The sequence below is a fragment of the Rathayibacter sp. Leaf296 genome, from assembly GCF_001423045.1.
Taxonomy (GTDB): domain Bacteria; phylum Actinomycetota; class Actinomycetes; order Actinomycetales; family Microbacteriaceae; genus Rathayibacter; species Rathayibacter caricis.
In genome coordinates, this window is sequence record NZ_LMNR01000003.1 from 245,967 (window position 1) to 260,783 (window position 14,817).

Consider the following 14,817-nt stretch of genomic DNA (forward strand, 5'->3'; position numbering starts at 1 on the left):
CGCCACTGTGCTCAGTGAACCGCCGCCCTCCTCGTCCTGGCCGCCTGTCGGCTCCGAGGAGCGGCCGTGGCAGCGAAGCGGTGACGAGATCGGCTCGCGGCGGCGCATCCTCGCCGCTGCAGGGCCGTACACGGCCGCCGTTCCCGCCGAGATCTCCGGGCTCGCCCTCGCCCTCCCACCCGAACTGGTCGCTCTGGCCGATGACGCAGGTCGAGCCCTCGCCCGCTTCGACGCGGAGATCGGCACTCTGACGGCACCGTTCGCGGCGATCCTCCTGCGGACCGAGAGCGCGTCGAGCTCCGAGGTCGAGAACCTCACCGCGAGCGCGAAGCAACTCGCTCTCGCCGAGATAGGGCAGACCGACTCCGTCGACGCACGCCTCGTCGTGCGCAACGTGGCAGCGATGGAAGCGGCGATCGCTCTCTCCGACCGTCTCGACTCCGGGGCCGTCCTCACCATGCACCGTGTGCTGCTCGAGCAGTCGGACCCGGGCATCGTCGGAAGGTGGCGCGATGACCAGGTGTGGATCGGTGGTGGCCGGCTCTCGCCGCACGGAGCGGTGTTCGTCCCTCCTCATCACGACCGCGTTCCGGGACTGATGGCGGATGTGATGGAGTTCGCGCGACGGGTCGATATCCCGGTCATCGCGCAGATCGCCGTCGCGCACGCGCAGTTCGAGACCATCCACCCGTTTCCCGACGGCAACGGTCGGACAGGTCGAGCGCTCATCCAGGGAATGCTCCGCGCCGGCGGAGTCACCCGGAACGTCACCGTTCCCGTCTCGGCGGGCCTCCTCGGCGATACCGGCCGCTACTTCGCCGCTCTGACCGCGTACCGGTCGGGTGATCCGGGCCCGATCGTCGAGACCGTATCGGAGGCGGCGTTCGCCGCCGTCTCGAACGGTCGCCGCCTCGCGGACGACGTCCTCCGTATCGGCGCGCGATGGGACGACGAGGTACGGGTGCGTCGGGACAGCTCCGTGCACGCCCTGAGAACGCTGCTCCTGCGCCAGCCCGTGATCACCGTTCCGCTCGTCGCGGCAGAGCTGGGAGTGAGCTTCCCGACCGCCGAGGCCTCGGTGCAGAAGCTCCTGGAAGCAGGAGTGCTGACGCCGTCGGGATCCGCACGACGCAACCGCCGCTTCCAGGCGGACGAGGTCCTCATCGCACTGGACGAGTTCGGTCGCCGTGCCCGGCGAGGACGCTCGTGACGTGCGATCGAGGATGATGTGGAGCCTAGGAGATTCGAACTCCTGACATCCTGCTTGCAAAGCAGGCGCTCTACCAACTGAGCTAAGGCCCCGGGCCGGAGACGGGGCGATCCGTCTCCGAGAGCCGAACGGCCCGCCACCGTGAGATGACGGGCCGAGCGGCACGGGTGGGGGTACCAGGACTTGAACCTGGGACCTCTTCATTATCAGTGAAGCGCTCTAACCGCCTGAGCTATACCCCCGAAATGGCCAGATGAGACTCTACCCGACGCGGCGTCAGAATCCCAATCGGGCCGTGGGCCCCGCGCGCGGCGGGACCCGAGCGGCTCACTGGTTGGTGAAGCCGACGAGCAGGCCGCCCGTGATCTTGACGCTGAGGTTGTACAGCAGCGCCACGATCGCGCCGAGCGCGGTAGTGACGATGGTGTTCAGCACGGCGACGACGACCGCGAAGCCCATGATCTGCGGCAGAGAGATGATGGCGTTCAGGTCGAACGCGTCGGCGCCGGCGATCTCCTGCACGAGGCCGTTGATCTGGTCGAACACACCGGTCTGCGCGAGCACGGTGTAGACGAGGTAGACGACGACGATCGTGATGATCGCGAGCGTGAGCCCGAGCAGGAACGAGAGCTTCACGGCCGACCAGAAGTCGACGTAGACGAGCTTCAGGCGGACCTGCTTCGCCGCCGGGCTCTTCGCTGACTTCTTGGCGAGCTTCTCGGCGACGGTGCTACTCATCTACGGACCCATCCTCCTCCGACACCGGTTCGGAGTCGGAGGACGCCGCTGCGGCGTCGGGATCCTCGTCCGGGGCGTCGAGATTGCGTTCGGTGTTCTTGGCGAGTGCGATGATGCGGTCGTCCTCTGCGAATCGTGCGAAGACGACTCCCATGGTGTCGCGACCCTTGGCCGGTACCTCGGCCACGGCAGAGCGTACCACCTTGCCTCCGGCGAGCACGACGAGCACCTCGTCGTCCTCTCCCGTGATGATCGCGCCGACGAGATCGCCGCGCTTCTCCTCGAGCTTGGCCACCTTGATGCCCAGTCCGCCGCGGTTCTGCAGGCGGTACTGGTCCACCGCGGTGCGCTTCGCGTAGCCGCCCTCGGTGACGATGAACACGAAGCCCTCGTCGCTGACGACGTTGGCGTCGAGCAGGCGGTCCTCGCCGCGGAACGACATGCCCCGCACTCCGGAGGTCGATCGGCCCATCGGACGCAGCGCCTCGTCGGACGCGGTGAAGCGGATCGACATGCCCTTGCGGGAGACCAGCAGCACGTCGCTGTCCTCGTCGACCAGCAGCGCCGAGACGAGCTCGTCGCCCTCGCGCAGCTTGATCGCGATGATGCCGCCGGAGCGGTTGGTGTCGTACTCGGACAGCGCCGTCTTCTTCACCAATCCGTCGCGCGTCGCGAGCACGAGGTAGCGAGCCGCCTCGTAGTCGCGGATGTCGAGGATCTGCGCGATCTGCTCGCCCGGCTCCAGCGCGAGGAGGTTCGCGATGTGCTGGCCCTTCGCGTCGCGGCTCGCCTCCTGCAGCTCGTACGTCTTGGCGCGGTACACGCGTCCGGTGTTCGTGAAGAAGAGGAGCCAGTGGTGCGTGGTGGTCACGAAGAAGTGCTCGACGATGTCGTCGGCCTTCAGCTGGGCGCCGCGCACTCCCCGACCGCCGCGGTGCTGCGCCCGGTAGGAGTCGCTGCGGGTGCGCTTGAGGTAGCCGCCGCGGGTGACGGTGACGACCATCTCCTCCTCGGGGATCAGGTCCTCGACGCTCATGTCGCCGTCGAAGCCGAAGAGGATCTCGGTGCGGCGGTCGTCGCCGAAGCGGTCGACGATCTCGTCGAGCTCGTCCGAGATGATGCTGCGCTGGCGCTCCGGGCTCGCGAGGATCGACTTGTAGTCCTCGATCTCGGCCTGGATGCGGTCGTGCTCGTCGATGATCTTCTGGCGCTCGAGCGCGGCGAGCCGGCGCAGCTGCATGTCGAGGATCGCCCGCGACTGCACCTCGTCGATGTCGAGCAGCTCCATCAGGCCGTCGCGCGCCTCCTCGACGGTGGGGGAGCGGCGGATGAGGGCGATGACCTCGTCGAGCGCGTCGAGCGCCTTCAGGTAGCCACGCAGGATGTGGATGCGCGCCTCGGCCTCGTCGAGGAGGTACTGCGTGCGGCGGACGATGACCTCGACCTGGTGGTCGACCCACGCGCGGATGAAGCCGTCGAGCGAGAGCGTGCGCGGGATGCCGTCGACGATCGCGAGCATGTTCGCGCCGAAGTTCTCCTGCAGCGGGGTGTGCTTGTACAGGTTGTTCAGCACGACCTTGGCCACGGCGTCGCGCTTGAGCACGACGACGAGGCGCTGACCGGTGCGGCCCGAGGTCTCGTCGCGGATGTCGGCGATGCCGGAGACGCGGCCGTCCTTGACGAGCTCGGCGATCTTGATCGCGAGGTTGTCGGGGTTCACCTGGTACGGCAGCTCGGTGACGACGAGGCAGGTGCGGCCCTGGATCTCCTCGATCGAGACGACGGCGCGCATCGTGATGGAGCCGCGACCGGTGCGGTACGCGTCCTGGATGCCGCGCACACCGAGGATCTGCGCGCCGGTGGGGAAGTCGGGGCCCTTGATGCGCTGCAGGAGGGCCTCGAGCAGCTCCTCGCGCGACGCCTCCGGGTTCTCGAGCGCCCACTTGGCGCCGGCCGCGACCTCGCGGAGGTTGTGCGGCGGGATGTTGGTGGCCATGCCGACCGCGATGCCGACCGAGCCGTTGACCAGCAGGTTCGGGAAGCGCGCGGGGAGGATCGCCGGCTCGCGCGTGCGGCCGTCGTAGTTGTCCTGGAAGTCGACGGTGTTCTTGTCGATGTCGCGGACCATCTCGAGGGCCAGCGGTGCCATCTTGGTCTCGGTGTACCGCGGGGCCGCGGCGCCGTCGTTGCCGGGGGAGCCGAAGTTGCCCTGGCCCAGGGCGAGCGGGTAGCGGAGGCTCCACGGCTGCACCAGGCGCACGAGGGCGTCGTAGATGGCGGAGTCGCCGTGCGGGTGGAACTGGCCCATCACGTCGCCGACGACGCGCGAGCACTTCGAGAACGCCTTGTCGGGGCGGTAACCGCCGTCGTACATCGCGTAGATCACGCGGCGGTGCACGGGCTTCAGGCCGTCGCGCACCTCCGGCAGCGCACGGCCCACGATGACGCTCATCGCGTAATCGAGGTAGGAGCGCTGCATCTCGAGCTGCAGATCGACGGGCTCGATCTTGTCGTGCCCGTGGATCACCACACCGGTCTCGGTGACGATGTCCTCGCTGTCGTCCGGACCGGTGGGGGTGGTGGGTTCGTCTGCCATGATCTCTGGTCTCTCAGGTGGGTCCGGGCCCCGGGTGGGACGGGGCAGCGGTCGCGCTGGGTGTCAGGTGGTGGTGGTCGGGCGGATGGAGGCCGCTGTCGCGTTCGAGTCGAAGATGCGACCCATTGAGGGTCGCCGTCACGTCTTCGAGGTGGTTGCGAGGGCGGTCCACTGGACCGCCCGGCTGCCGCCTTTCGAAGGACGTGCGCTTTCTCGACATCTAGATGTCGAGAAAGCGCACGTCCTTCGCGTTCTTCTGGATGAACGAGCGCCGCGACTCCACGTCCTCGCCCATCAGGGTCGAGAAGATCTCGTCGGCGGCGGCCGCGTCGTCGAGCGTGACCTGGAGGAGGGTCCGGGTGGCCGGATCCATCGTGGTCTCCCACAGCTCCTTGTAGTCCATCTCGCCGAGACCCTTGTAGCGCTGGATCCCGTTCTCCTTCGGCAGGCGCTTGTTCGACGCGGCGCCGTGCGCGATCAGCGCGTCGCGCTCGCGGTCGCTGTAGACGTACTCGTGCGGCGAGTTCGACCACTTCAACCGGTACAGCGGCGGCTGCGCGAGGTAGACGTAGCCCAGGTCGATCAGCGGGCGCATGTAGCGGAACAGGAGCGTCAGCAGCAGCGTCGTGATGTGCTGGCCGTCGACGTCGGCGTCGGCCATCAGGATGATCTTGTGGTACCGCGCCTTGTCGGGGTTGAAGTCCTCCCCGATGCCGGCGCCGAACGCCGTGATCATGGCCTGGACCTCGTTGTTGCCGAGTGCGCGGTCGAGGCGCGCCTTCTCGACGTTGAGGATCTTGCCGCGGAGGGGGAGGATCGCCTGCGTCTCGGGATTGCGTCCCTGCACCGCGGATCCGCCGGCCGAGTCGCCCTCGACGATGAAGATCTCGGAGAGCGACGGGTCCTTCGACTGGCAGTCCTTGAGCTTGCCGGGCATGCCGCCGCCCTCGAGCAGGCCCTTGCGACGGGCCGTCTCGCGCGCCTTGCGGGCAGCCATCCGGGCCGACGCGGCCTGGATCGACTTGCTGATGATGTCCCTGGCCTGCGTGGGGTTGCGGTCGAACCAGTCGGCGAGCTGCTCGCCGGTCACGCGCTGCACGAACGCCTTGGCCTCGGTGTTGCCGAGCTTGGTCTTGGTCTGGCCCTCGAACTGCGGCTCGCCGAGCTTGATCGAGACGACCGCGGTGAGGCCCTCGCGGATGTCCTCGCCGGACAGGTTGTCGTCCTTGTCCTTCAGGAGGTTCTTGGCCCGGGCGTACTTGTTCACGAGGGTGGTCAGCGCCGCGCGGAAGCCCTCCTCGTGGGTGCCGCCCTCGTGGGTGTTGATGGTGTTCGCGTACGTGTGGACGCTCTCGGTGTAGGCCGTCGTCCACTGCATCGCGACCTCGAGCGAGATGCGGCGCTCCTTGTCCTCGCTCTCGAAGTCGATGATCTCGGAGTGGACGAGATCGGACTTCTTGAGCGAGTTGATGTACTCGACGTAGTCGACGAGGCCCTTCTCGTAGTGGAAGACGTCGCCGCGGACGCCGACGGTCTCGTCCTCGCCCTCTCCGTCGAACTCGACCTCGTTCTGGTCGGTCAGCGCGATCCGGAGGCCCTTGTTGAGGAAGGCCATCTGCTGGAAGCGCGCGCGGAGGGTCTCGTAGTCGAACTCGGTCGTCTCGAAGATCTCGCCGTTGGGCCAGAAGGTGATCGTGGTGCCGGTCTCGTCGCTCGCCTCGCCCTTCTCGAGCGGGGCCACGGGCACGCCGTCGGCGAAGGACATCCGGTAGACCGAGCCCTGGCGCTTCACCTCGACCTCGAGCTTCGTCGAGAGAGCGTTGACGACGGAGGAGCCGACGCCGTGGAGTCCGCCGGAGACCGCGTAGCCGCCGCCGCCGAACTTGCCGCCGGCGTGCAGCACGGTCAGCACGAGCTCGACGGTCGAGATGCCCTCGGTCGGGTGCATGTCGACGGGGATGCCGCGGCCGTTGTCGGCGACGGTCACGCCTCCGTCGGCGCGCATGACGACCTCGATGTTGTCGCAGTAGCCGGCCAGCGCCTCGTCGACGGCGTTGTCGACGATCTCGTAGACCAGGTGGTGCAGACCGCGCGGCCCCGTGGATCCGATGTACATGCCGGGGCGCTTGCGCACGGCCTCGAGGCCCTCGAGGACCTGGATCTGGCTGGCGCCGTAGTCGCCGGAGGACTTCGTGGACATCCCCGAGGACGGGGCGTCGGTGGAGCCGTTCGCGTCCAGGTCGTTCGCTGCGGGTGACGTGGAGTCGTTCGGCTCGGGTGTCATAGCTGTGGAGTTCTCCTCTGACGGTCCGACGCGACGCGGGGGAGGATCTGGAGATCGCTCCGCTCGCGATGCCACGAGACGTGGATCGCGCTGCTCCCGAACGGACTCGGGGCGGCGTCGCTGCGGTTCGGCGGCCCTCCATTCTACCGCGCGGGAGGACGATCCGCGGCTCTCTGCGGCGATCTGAGGGCCTGGATCGACGGGGTCGACCGAAAATGCGTCCTCAGCCGTAGGTGTCGCGCGGACCACGCCCTGGAATCGACCTGGGGCCCCTTTTCCAGTTCGGTACGTCGGGGCCCTGGAAACGGATCGAGACGATGCCCGCGTCGGGGTGGTTCACCGCGATGTGGTTCATGATCTCGATCCGCATGAGGCGCAGCTGTGTCGCCCAGGCCGTCGACTCGCACGCGACGGTCAGCACTCCGTCGACGACGCCGAGCGGAGTGGAGTGCTTCGAGGTCTCCTCGCCCGCGATCGCGGTCCAGGAGGAGATGAGGTCGCCCTGCGCCAGCGGAGCGGTCCAGTCGAGCTTGCGGGTGAGCGCGTCGAGCACGTCGCCGAGGTCGTGCGGGTCGCGCCCCTTGCCGAACGGGATCGCGTCGCCCTTGGGCTCCGCGCGCTCGACCGTCCTGCGGATGCGGCGCGGTCCGTCGCCGCCGAACACCTCCTTGAGGTGCTTGTAGACGCGGGCCGCCTCGGAGTCGGGAGCGGGAGCGGGCCGTCGGGGGGCGTCAGCCATCGGTCCGGCCCTCGGTCACATCGTCCTGAGCGGCGGTCGGCGGCACGGCACTCTCGACCGGCTCGACGATGCTGCCCGCCTCGATCCGCACCGTGTGCGCGGCCAGCGCCTCCGGGACGTCGTCGAAGACCGCGGCGGTGATCAGCACCTGCTCGTAGTCCGCCACGACGGAGGCGAGGCGCTCGCGCCGTCGCGAGTCCAGCTCGGCGAAGACGTCGTCGAGCATGAGTACGGGATCGCCCATGGGGGAGTCGCGGCGCAGCAGCTCCGCCGCGCCGAGCTTGAGCGCCAGAGCGAACGACCAGCTCTCGCCGTGGCTGGCGTACCCCTTGGCGGGGAGGTCGTTGAGCTCGAACTGCACGTCGTCCCGGTGCGGGCCGACGAGCGAGATCCCGCGGTCGAGCTCCTTGCGGCGGACCGACACGAGAGCGGAGGCGAAGGCCTCGCTCAGACCGGCCCGCTCGACGGGGGAGCCCGGCTCCGACGTCTCCAGCGGTTCGCCGTCGTCGTCGACGGCACCCTCGATGCTCAGGCGCGATCGCAGGACCGGGCGCTGATCCGCGCCGGCGACCGCCTCGTAGGCGCTGCGCACCGGGCCGCTGAGCTCGTCCACCAGTGCGAGCCGCGACTGCATGATCTCGGAGCCGAGCGCGATCAACCGCTCGTCCCAGATGTCGAGGGTTCCGAGCTTCGAGACGTCACGGATGCCGCTCGCCCTCGCCGACTTCAGCAGCGAGTTGCGCTGGCGCAGCACGCGCTCGTAATCCGACTGCACCGCGCTCATCCGGGGGGAGAGGAGCACCACGAGCTGGTCGAGGAAGCGGCGGCGGGCCGACGGGTCGCCGCGGAGGAGGAGGAGGTCCTCCGGGGCGAAGAGGACGCTCGAGAAGAACCGCGGCAGTTCCCGCGGCTTGATGCCGCCGCGGTTGATCTGCGCGCGGTTGGGGGAGGAGCGGTTGATCTGCACCTCGGCCAGCAGCTCGCGGTCGCCGTTGCGCAGGCGCGCGCGCACCACCGCGCTGTCGCGGCCGGCCCGGATGAGCGCCTGGTCGCTCGAGACGCGGTGCGACCCCAGGGTGGAGAGGTACCCGAGCGATTCGACGAGGTTCGTCTTGCCCTGCCCGTTCCGCCCCACGAAGAGGTTCGGCCCCGGCACGAGCGCGACGTCGACGGAGGCGTAGTTCCGGAAGTCGCTCAACGCGAGCTGCGTCACATGCACGCCACCACCTCCTCCTCCACTCTGCCCGACCCTGCTGCGCGCCGCCCCTCCTCCGGTTCCGCGCGGAACCCGCCTCGCGCCTCCGATGGGCCCGACCTCCGGTGCATCCGGGTCTCGATACGCCCCTGCGGGGCTCCGCGACCAGCAAGCCGGGGGCAACGTCTCCGCGGCCCCCGCCTCCGGACTCGCCCGGCTCCTGGATCAGGTGGGTCTCGATACGCCCCTGCGGGGCTACTCGACCAGCAGAGACGGGGGTGTGAAGGCCGAACAGGAGCGGATGCTCCCTCGCCCTCCGAAGGACGCGGCCCTCCCGTAGTCCTTCAAGCGATCGGCCCCTCAGACCGCCGTCCGGAGGACGCGGCCCTTGCGGAAGCAGGGACGGAGGCGGCCGGAGGCCCGCCGGTACCGTGAGAGCATCCTCTGCCTCACGGTGGCGGCGGGCCGAAGGCCGTCGGACGCGACCGGCTCTGCGAGACGTGCCCACCTCAGGAAGCCGACCGCCGCGAGGACTGCCGCAGGCCGTCCGAGCCCGTCGACTCAGTCGACGGCTTTGACGCTATGCCCGCCGAACTGGTTGCGGAGCGCCGCCACGGCCTTCATCGCGGGCGAGTCCTCCTGGCGGGAGACGAAGCGGGCGAAGATCGAGGCGCTGATCGTGGGCACCGGGACGGCGTTGTTGATGGCCTCCTCGATGGTCCAGCGGCCTTCGCCCGAGTCCTGGACGTAGCCCTCGATGTGCTCGAACTCGGGGTCCTGCTCGAGGGCGCGGACGAGGAGCTCGAGGAGCCAGGAGCGGACGACCGTGCCGCGCTGCCACGCCTTGAAGGTGCCGGTGACGTCCTTGATGATGTCCTTGCGCGTGTCGAGGAGCTCGTAGCCCTCGGCGAACGCCTGCATGAGCGCGTACTCGATGCCGTTGTGGACCATCTTCGCGTAGTGGCCGGCGCCGACCTCGCCCACGTGGACGAAGCCCTCCTCGCGGGGGCCCTCGGGGCGCAGCGCGTCGAAGACGGGCATGGCGTACTCGACGAGCTCGCTCGGGCCGCCGACCATCAGGCCGTAGCCGTTCTCGAGGCCCCATACGCCGCCGGAGACGCCGGCGTCGATGTAGTGGATGCCCTTGGGCTTGAGGAGCGCGTCGTGCTTGAAGTCCTCGGTGAAGCGCGAGTTGCCGCCGTCGATGACGAGGTCGCCCTCGTCGAGCTTCTCGGACAGCTCGGTGATGACGCTGTCCGTGATGGCGCCGGCGGGGACCATGACCCACACGACGCGGGGCGTGGGGAGCGCGGCGATCATCTCGTCGAGGGAGGCGGAGTCGGACACGTCCGGGTTGCGGTCGTAGCCGGTCACCTCCACTCCCTTCTCACGGAGGCGGGAGCGCATGTTGTCGCCCATCTTGCCGAGTCCGACGAGTCCGATGTGCATGGTGAACCTTCCTGGATTCATGAGCCGGCGGGCGGGCGCTCGTCGGGAGCGGGGAGGGTCGCGACGGTGCGATCGAGGAACGGGGGTCAGCGCAGGAGCAGGTTGGGCTGCAGCAGGTAGCGGTAGCTGTCGTTGCCGGGCTGGTCGCGCGAGGTCTGGGCCGTGAGGAGCACGGGACCGGGCTTGTTGGGGTTCTCGGTCTTCGTGAACGCGATGCGCACGAACTCCGAGTGCACCGCGGCGAGCCCGTCGAGCAGGAACTGCGGCTTCAGCGAGACGACGACGTCGCCTCCGGTCAGGATCGCGTCGATGCTCTCGGACGCCTGCGCCTGCTCCGATCCGATGGCCTCGAGAGTGAGGCCGTCGCTGCTGAAGCTGAAGCGGAGTGCGGCTTCTCGCTCGAGGACGAGGGAGACGCGGCGGGTGGCTTCGATGAGGTCGCTCGTCGCCATGACCGCGTAGTTCTCGACGGAGGCGGGGAAGAGGCGCTTGACCGGGGGGAAGTTGCCCTTGATCAGGAGCGACGTGACGGTCTTGCGGTCGGCGGTGAAGGCGATGAGCTCGCGCTCGTCGCGCTGCGTGATCGCGACCGAGACGGTGCCGGAGTGGCCGAAGGTCTTGCCGACCTCCTGCAGGGTGCGGGCCGGGACGAGTGCGGTGAGGGGCTGGGTCGGGGCGGGGTTGTCGCCGTTGTCCCAGTCGATCTCGCGGACGGCGACGCGGTAGCGGTCGGTCGCGACGAGTCCGATGGTGTTCTCGGTGATCTCGAGCTGCACGCCCGTGATGACCGGGGTGACGTCGTCGCGCGACGCGGCCACGGCGACCTGCGAGATCGCGGCCGAGAAGGCGTCGGCGGGGACGAGCCCGGTCGACGCGTCGATCTCGGGGATCGACGGGTACTCCTCGACCGGCATCTGCAGCAGCGTGAAGTGGGCGGACCCGGCCGAGACCGACACCCGCGACTCCTGCGTGGCGATGCGCACCGGGGCGTTCGGCAGACGGTTGGCGATGTCGGCGAGAAGGCGCCCCGAGACGAGGACGGTGCCGGTCTCCTCGACGTCGGCGGCGATCTGCGTCTGAGCCGAGACCTCGTAGTCGAAGGAGGAGAGCGTGAGGCCCTCGCTCGTCGCTTCGATGAGGACGCCGGAGAGGATCGGCAGGGTCGTGCGCTGCGGCAGCAGCTTGACCGCGAACGACACGGCCTCGCTGAAGACATCGCGGTTGGCTTGGAACCTCACGAAAACACCCCTGACGAGTCGCTGAAGAAGACCGACGCCCATCGTACTCGTGACTCTCGACGTGCTCAGAAGGGGGTGGACCCGCTGCCCGCTCGTCCGCTCTTCCACAAGGTTGTCGTTCGTGCCCTGATTAAAGAGAGAACTGCGTTAACAGTGTTAACACGTGTGGAAACTGTGGAAAACGCTCCGGACGCCTACTCGTTGCTGGCATGCGCACCCCGTGCCCCTGTGGAGGAGGTGTGAGCGCGTCGGTGGACGCCCTGTTGACAGATCCGGACGCCCACGCCCGATTCCACAGGCGGCTCGATCGGCCGCACAGTTCGAGGCCGGTTGTCCACAGTTATCCACAGGTTCTGCACACGTGTGGAAATCGACGGGATCCGTTCGATCCGTCGAACGCGGGAGGGCGCGGCGGCGTGTCGGAGGCGGTGACGCTCGGCGTAGTGCGGTCTCGAGACGCCGCTGCGCGGCTACTCGACCAGGAGGGAGGAGGACTGCGCTGCTCGAACAGGGGGAGACGTGTGCCACTCATTGCTGATCGAGTAGCGCCTGGAGGGCGCGTATCGAGATCCCCGTCATCAGGAGGGTGGGTCTCGAGACGCCGCTGCGCGGCTGCTCGACCAGCGGGAAGGGCTGTGCGACTACTGGGTCGGCAGAGAGAGGACGGTGCCGACTTAGCGGTTCGTCTTGATGCGGGTGGTCAGCTCGGTGACCTGGTTGTAGATGCTGCGGCGCTCCTTCATGAGCTCCGAGATCTTCTTGTTCGCGTACATCACGGTCGTGTGGTCGCGGTTGCCGAACAGCTGGCCGATCTTGGGCAGCGACAGGTTCGTCAGCTCCCGGCACAGGTACATCGCGATCTGACGCGCGGTGGCCACGGCCTGCGAGCGGGATGAGCCGTAGAGGTCGTCGACCGTCAGCTTGAAGTAGTCGGCGGTGTGATTGATGATGTCGACCGGCGAGATGACGTTGTCCTCGTCGAGCGTGATCAGATCCTTGAGCACCGTCTGCACGAGCGACATGTCGACGGGCGTGCGGTTGAGGCTCGCGAATGCGGTGACGCGGATGAGCGTCCCCTCGAGCTCGCGGATGTTGCTCGACACCTTCGACGCCATGAACTCGAGGATGTCGTCGGGCACCAGCAGCTTCTCGCTGACGGCCTTCTTGCGGAGGATCGCGATGCGCGTCTCGAGGTCGGGCGCCTGCACGTCGGTGATGAGGCCCCACTCGAAGCGCGAGCGCATGCGGTCCTCGAAGCCGGTGAGCGCCTTGGGCGGCAGGTCCGACGTGATCACGACCTGCTTGTTGTGATCGTGCAGCTGGTTGAACGTGTGGAAGAAGGCCTCCTGCGTCTCGGCCTTCCCCTGCAGGAACTGGATGTCGTCGATCAGGAGGATGTCGACATTGCGGTACCGGCCGTGGAACGCGTTGCCCCGGTTGTTCGCGATCGAGTTGATGAAGTCGTTCGTGAACTCCTCGGAGGAGACGTACCGCACCCGGATGCCGGGGTAGAGGCTCATCGCGTAGTGGCCGATGGCGTGGAGGAGGTGGGTCTTGCCGAGGCCGGAGTCGCCGTAGACGAAGAGCGGGTTGTAGGCCTTCGCGGGGGCCTCGGCGACGGCGACCGCCGCGGCGTGGGCGAAGCGGTTCGAGCCTCCGATGACGAAGTTGTCGAAGCTGTACTTGGGGTTGAGCCTCGTGTCGGTGGCCGGCACGGTCCGCATCTCGTCGACCGAGCGCACGGGGGCGAGGGAGGGGGAGGAGGCGGTGATCGGCTCGAACGGGTTCATCGACTCCGACGACGCCGGCGAGCTCAGCGGCTCGTGCTCGATGTCGGGGTTCACCACGAAGGCGAAGGTCGAGACGCCGAACGAGTCGTCGAGCGTGCCGATCGCGCTGAGCAGCGGGACCCGCACGCGCTGCTCGAGCATGCCGCGGGTGAACTCGTTCGGGACCTCGAGGTAGAAGGTGCCCGCCATGATGCCCTTGGGCTCCACGAGCGAGACGAATCCGTAGAGCGGAGCGGTGATGCGCTCGTCCTGCGAGAGGGCCCCGAGGATCACCTTCCACGCGTCGACGATCGACGTGTCCTCTGGCATCTGTCTCCGGTCCTCGGTCGCTGTCGACATCCTGTGCGCCCTGCGGCGTCGTTCACGACGGCGAACCCGCGGTTCCGTCGGCCGTCCGGACCCTTCGGGGGGACGGACGTCTTCCACAGGGTCTTCCACAGGGGGGAGCCGATGCCAGCGCGGACGCGGGCACGAGCCGTCTCGGCCTGTGGATAACTGCGGCTCAACACGGTAACGAAGGAGCCGACGGGAGACAAATCCACCACAGGCGACTCCGCGTGTCAATGCGCGGAACGCGCCTCGTGCACGGGCAGAATCGAGGTTTCGGCCGCACCGTATTTGACCGGTGACGGGAGAGGCCGTAGTTTTAATCAGTTGACGCCTGCCCGGGGTCGCACGGTCGGTCCTCACGGACGGTACCGGATCGGAGCCGGGCACCCTTTCTTCCCGGGGAACCGGGGCACCGCTCCGGCGGACGCCCCGCTGGTACCGAGGAACACGTACGTGGAGATTGAACTATGAGCAAGCGAACCTTCCAGCCGAACAACCGTCGTCGCGCCAAGGTGCACGGCTTCCGTCTGCGCATGCGCACCCGCGCCGGCCGCGGCATCCTGAGCGCGCGTCGCGCCAAGGGCCGCACCGAGCTCTCGGCGTAGAGCCCAGCGGTACCGACCAGCGGTGCTGGCCAGAGCCAATCGCATCGTCCGAGGTGACGAGTACCGGACAGTCGTCCGTCGCGGTGTGCGGTCCACAGGACCGCACACCGTCACGTATGTCCGGAGGTCCTCCTCGGCGACTCCCCCGCGGTTCGGCTTCATCGTGGCCAAGACCGTCGGGTCGGCCGTGACGCGCAACACCGTGCGCCGCCGCCTCAAGGCGATCGCGTTCGAGCTGGTCGGGCAGACCGACCACGGCACCGACGTCGTGATCCGCGCGCTGCCCAGCAGCGCGACGGCTCCCTGGTCGGAGCTGCGCCGAGAGGTCGTGGGTGCGATGACGCGGAACCCGCGCTCCGGTCGGCCCTCCGAGGTCCGCTCGTGACCACCTCCGTTCTCGACCGCCCGCTCTCGTGGCCGGTGCGAGCGGCGTGGGCACTGCTCCTGCTCCCCCGCAACATCGGGATCCTGCTGCTGATCGTCTACCGGGCGGTGGTCTCCCCTCTGTACGGGGACGTCTGCCGCTACTACCCCTCGTGCTCCGCGTACGCGCTGCAGGCGGTCCAGCTCCACGGACTCGTCCTCGGCTCCGTCCTCGCTGCTCGTCGTCTGCTCCGCTGCCACCCGTGGGCGGCCGGCGGGG

General features: G+C 68.4%; 12 protein-coding genes and 2 tRNA genes. 4 read left to right on the forward strand and 10 right to left on the reverse strand.

Annotated features, from left to right (window positions below; all coding sequences use genetic code 11):
* The first annotated feature begins 7 nt into the window (after window positions 1-7).
* Window positions 8-1,210, forward strand: a complete 1,203-nt coding sequence (locus ASF46_RS17635; protein WP_235577012.1) for a Fic family protein — start codon at window positions 8-10, stop codon at window positions 1,208-1,210.
* A gap of 19 nt (window positions 1,211-1,229) precedes the next feature.
* On the opposite strand, the gene ASF46_RS17640 is transcribed toward ASF46_RS17635, so the two are convergent.
* The 10 genes from ASF46_RS17640 to dnaA form a co-directional block, all read right to left on the reverse strand.
* Window positions 1,230-1,302: transfer RNA gene (locus tag ASF46_RS17640), tRNA-Ala, on the reverse strand.
* A gap of 76 nt (window positions 1,303-1,378) precedes the next feature.
* Window positions 1,379-1,452 (reverse strand) — tRNA-Ile (locus ASF46_RS17645).
* Window positions 1,453-1,537: 85 nt separating this feature from the next.
* Window positions 1,538-1,948, reverse strand: coding sequence for a DUF3566 domain-containing protein (locus tag ASF46_RS17650; protein WP_055784492.1), 411 nt, complete (start codon window positions 1,946-1,948; stop codon window positions 1,538-1,540).
* On the reverse strand, window positions 1,941-4,544 hold the full coding sequence (gene gyrA, locus ASF46_RS17655; protein WP_082485645.1) for a DNA gyrase subunit A: 2,604 nt from the start codon (window positions 4,542-4,544) through the stop codon (window positions 1,941-1,943). Before gyrA ends, ASF46_RS17650 begins: the two co-directional genes overlap by 8 nt.
* 220 nt (window positions 4,545-4,764) lie before the next feature.
* Window positions 4,765-6,744, reverse strand: a complete 1,980-nt coding sequence (gyrB, locus tag ASF46_RS17660) for a DNA topoisomerase (ATP-hydrolyzing) subunit B (protein ID WP_056869017.1) — start codon at window positions 6,742-6,744, stop codon at window positions 4,765-4,767.
* 307 nt (window positions 6,745-7,051) lie between these two features.
* A complete protein-coding gene (locus tag ASF46_RS17665) occupies window positions 7,052-7,567 on the reverse strand; it encodes a DUF721 domain-containing protein (protein ID WP_056868840.1) in 516 nt (171 codons plus the stop codon).
* Window positions 7,560-8,786, reverse strand: coding sequence for a DNA replication/repair protein RecF (gene recF / locus ASF46_RS17670; RefSeq protein ID WP_056868841.1), 1,227 nt, complete (start codon window positions 8,784-8,786; stop codon window positions 7,560-7,562). The genes ASF46_RS17665 and recF overlap by 8 nt, the downstream gene beginning before the upstream one ends.
* 537 nt (window positions 8,787-9,323) lie before the next feature.
* Window positions 9,324-10,211: a phosphogluconate dehydrogenase (NAD(+)-dependent, decarboxylating) gene (gnd, locus tag ASF46_RS17675; protein ID WP_056868842.1), complete on the reverse strand. Its 888-nt coding sequence runs from the start codon at window positions 10,209-10,211 to the stop codon at window positions 9,324-9,326.
* Window positions 10,212-10,297: 86 nt separating this feature from the next.
* Window positions 10,298-11,449 (reverse strand): DNA polymerase III subunit beta, encoded by a 1,152-nt coding sequence (gene dnaN / locus ASF46_RS17680; protein ID WP_055784504.1) that lies wholly within the window; start codon window positions 11,447-11,449, stop codon window positions 10,298-10,300.
* Between the two features lie 674 nt (window positions 11,450-12,123).
* Entirely contained in the window at window positions 12,124-13,578 is a 1,455-nt protein-coding gene (dnaA, locus tag ASF46_RS17685) for a chromosomal replication initiator protein DnaA (RefSeq protein WP_416351501.1), read from the reverse strand.
* A gap of 458 nt (window positions 13,579-14,036) precedes the next feature.
* Between dnaA and rpmH the strand changes: the two genes are divergently transcribed.
* The 3 genes from rpmH to yidD all read left to right on the forward strand — a co-directional run.
* Window positions 14,037-14,174: a 50S ribosomal protein L34 gene (rpmH, locus tag ASF46_RS17690; RefSeq protein ID WP_055784512.1), complete on the forward strand. Its 138-nt coding sequence runs from the start codon at window positions 14,037-14,039 to the stop codon at window positions 14,172-14,174.
* A 22-nt stretch (window positions 14,175-14,196) separates the two neighbouring features.
* Window positions 14,197-14,559, forward strand: coding sequence for a ribonuclease P protein component (rnpA, locus tag ASF46_RS17695; RefSeq protein WP_056868844.1), 363 nt, complete (start codon window positions 14,197-14,199; stop codon window positions 14,557-14,559).
* The coding region (yidD, locus tag ASF46_RS17700; protein ID WP_082485647.1) for a membrane protein insertion efficiency factor YidD at window positions 14,556-14,817 on the forward strand (262 nt) is incomplete at its 3' end. The genes rnpA and yidD, both read left to right, overlap by 4 nt.

What these genes read in the sequence shown, in the direction of transcription:
- ASF46_RS17650 (WP_055784492.1), bottom strand. Translation starts at nt 1,948, where the DNA reads ATGAGTAGCACCGTCGCCGAGAAGCTCGCCAAGAAGTCAGCGAAGAGC.
- gyrA (WP_082485645.1), bottom strand. Translation starts at nt 4,544, where the DNA reads ATGGCAGACGAACCCACCACCCCCACCGGTCCGGACGACAGCGAGGAC.
- gyrB (WP_056869017.1), bottom strand. Translation starts at nt 6,744, where the DNA reads ATGTCCACGAAGTCCTCCGGCGACTACGGCGCCAGCCAGATCCAGGTC.
- gnd (WP_056868842.1), bottom strand. Translation starts at nt 10,211, where the DNA reads ATGCACATCGGACTCGTCGGACTCGGCAAGATGGGCGACAACATGCGC.
- rpmH (WP_055784512.1), top strand. Translation starts at nt 14,037, where the DNA reads ATGAGCAAGCGAACCTTCCAGCCGAACAACCGTCGTCGCGCCAAGGTG.
- dnaA (WP_416351501.1), bottom strand. Translation starts at nt 13,578, where the DNA reads ATGTCGACAGCGACCGAGGACCGGAGACAGATGCCAGAGGACACGTCG.
- ASF46_RS17665 (WP_056868840.1), bottom strand. Translation starts at nt 7,567, where the DNA reads ATGGCTGACGCCCCCCGACGGCCCGCTCCCGCTCCCGACTCCGAGGCG.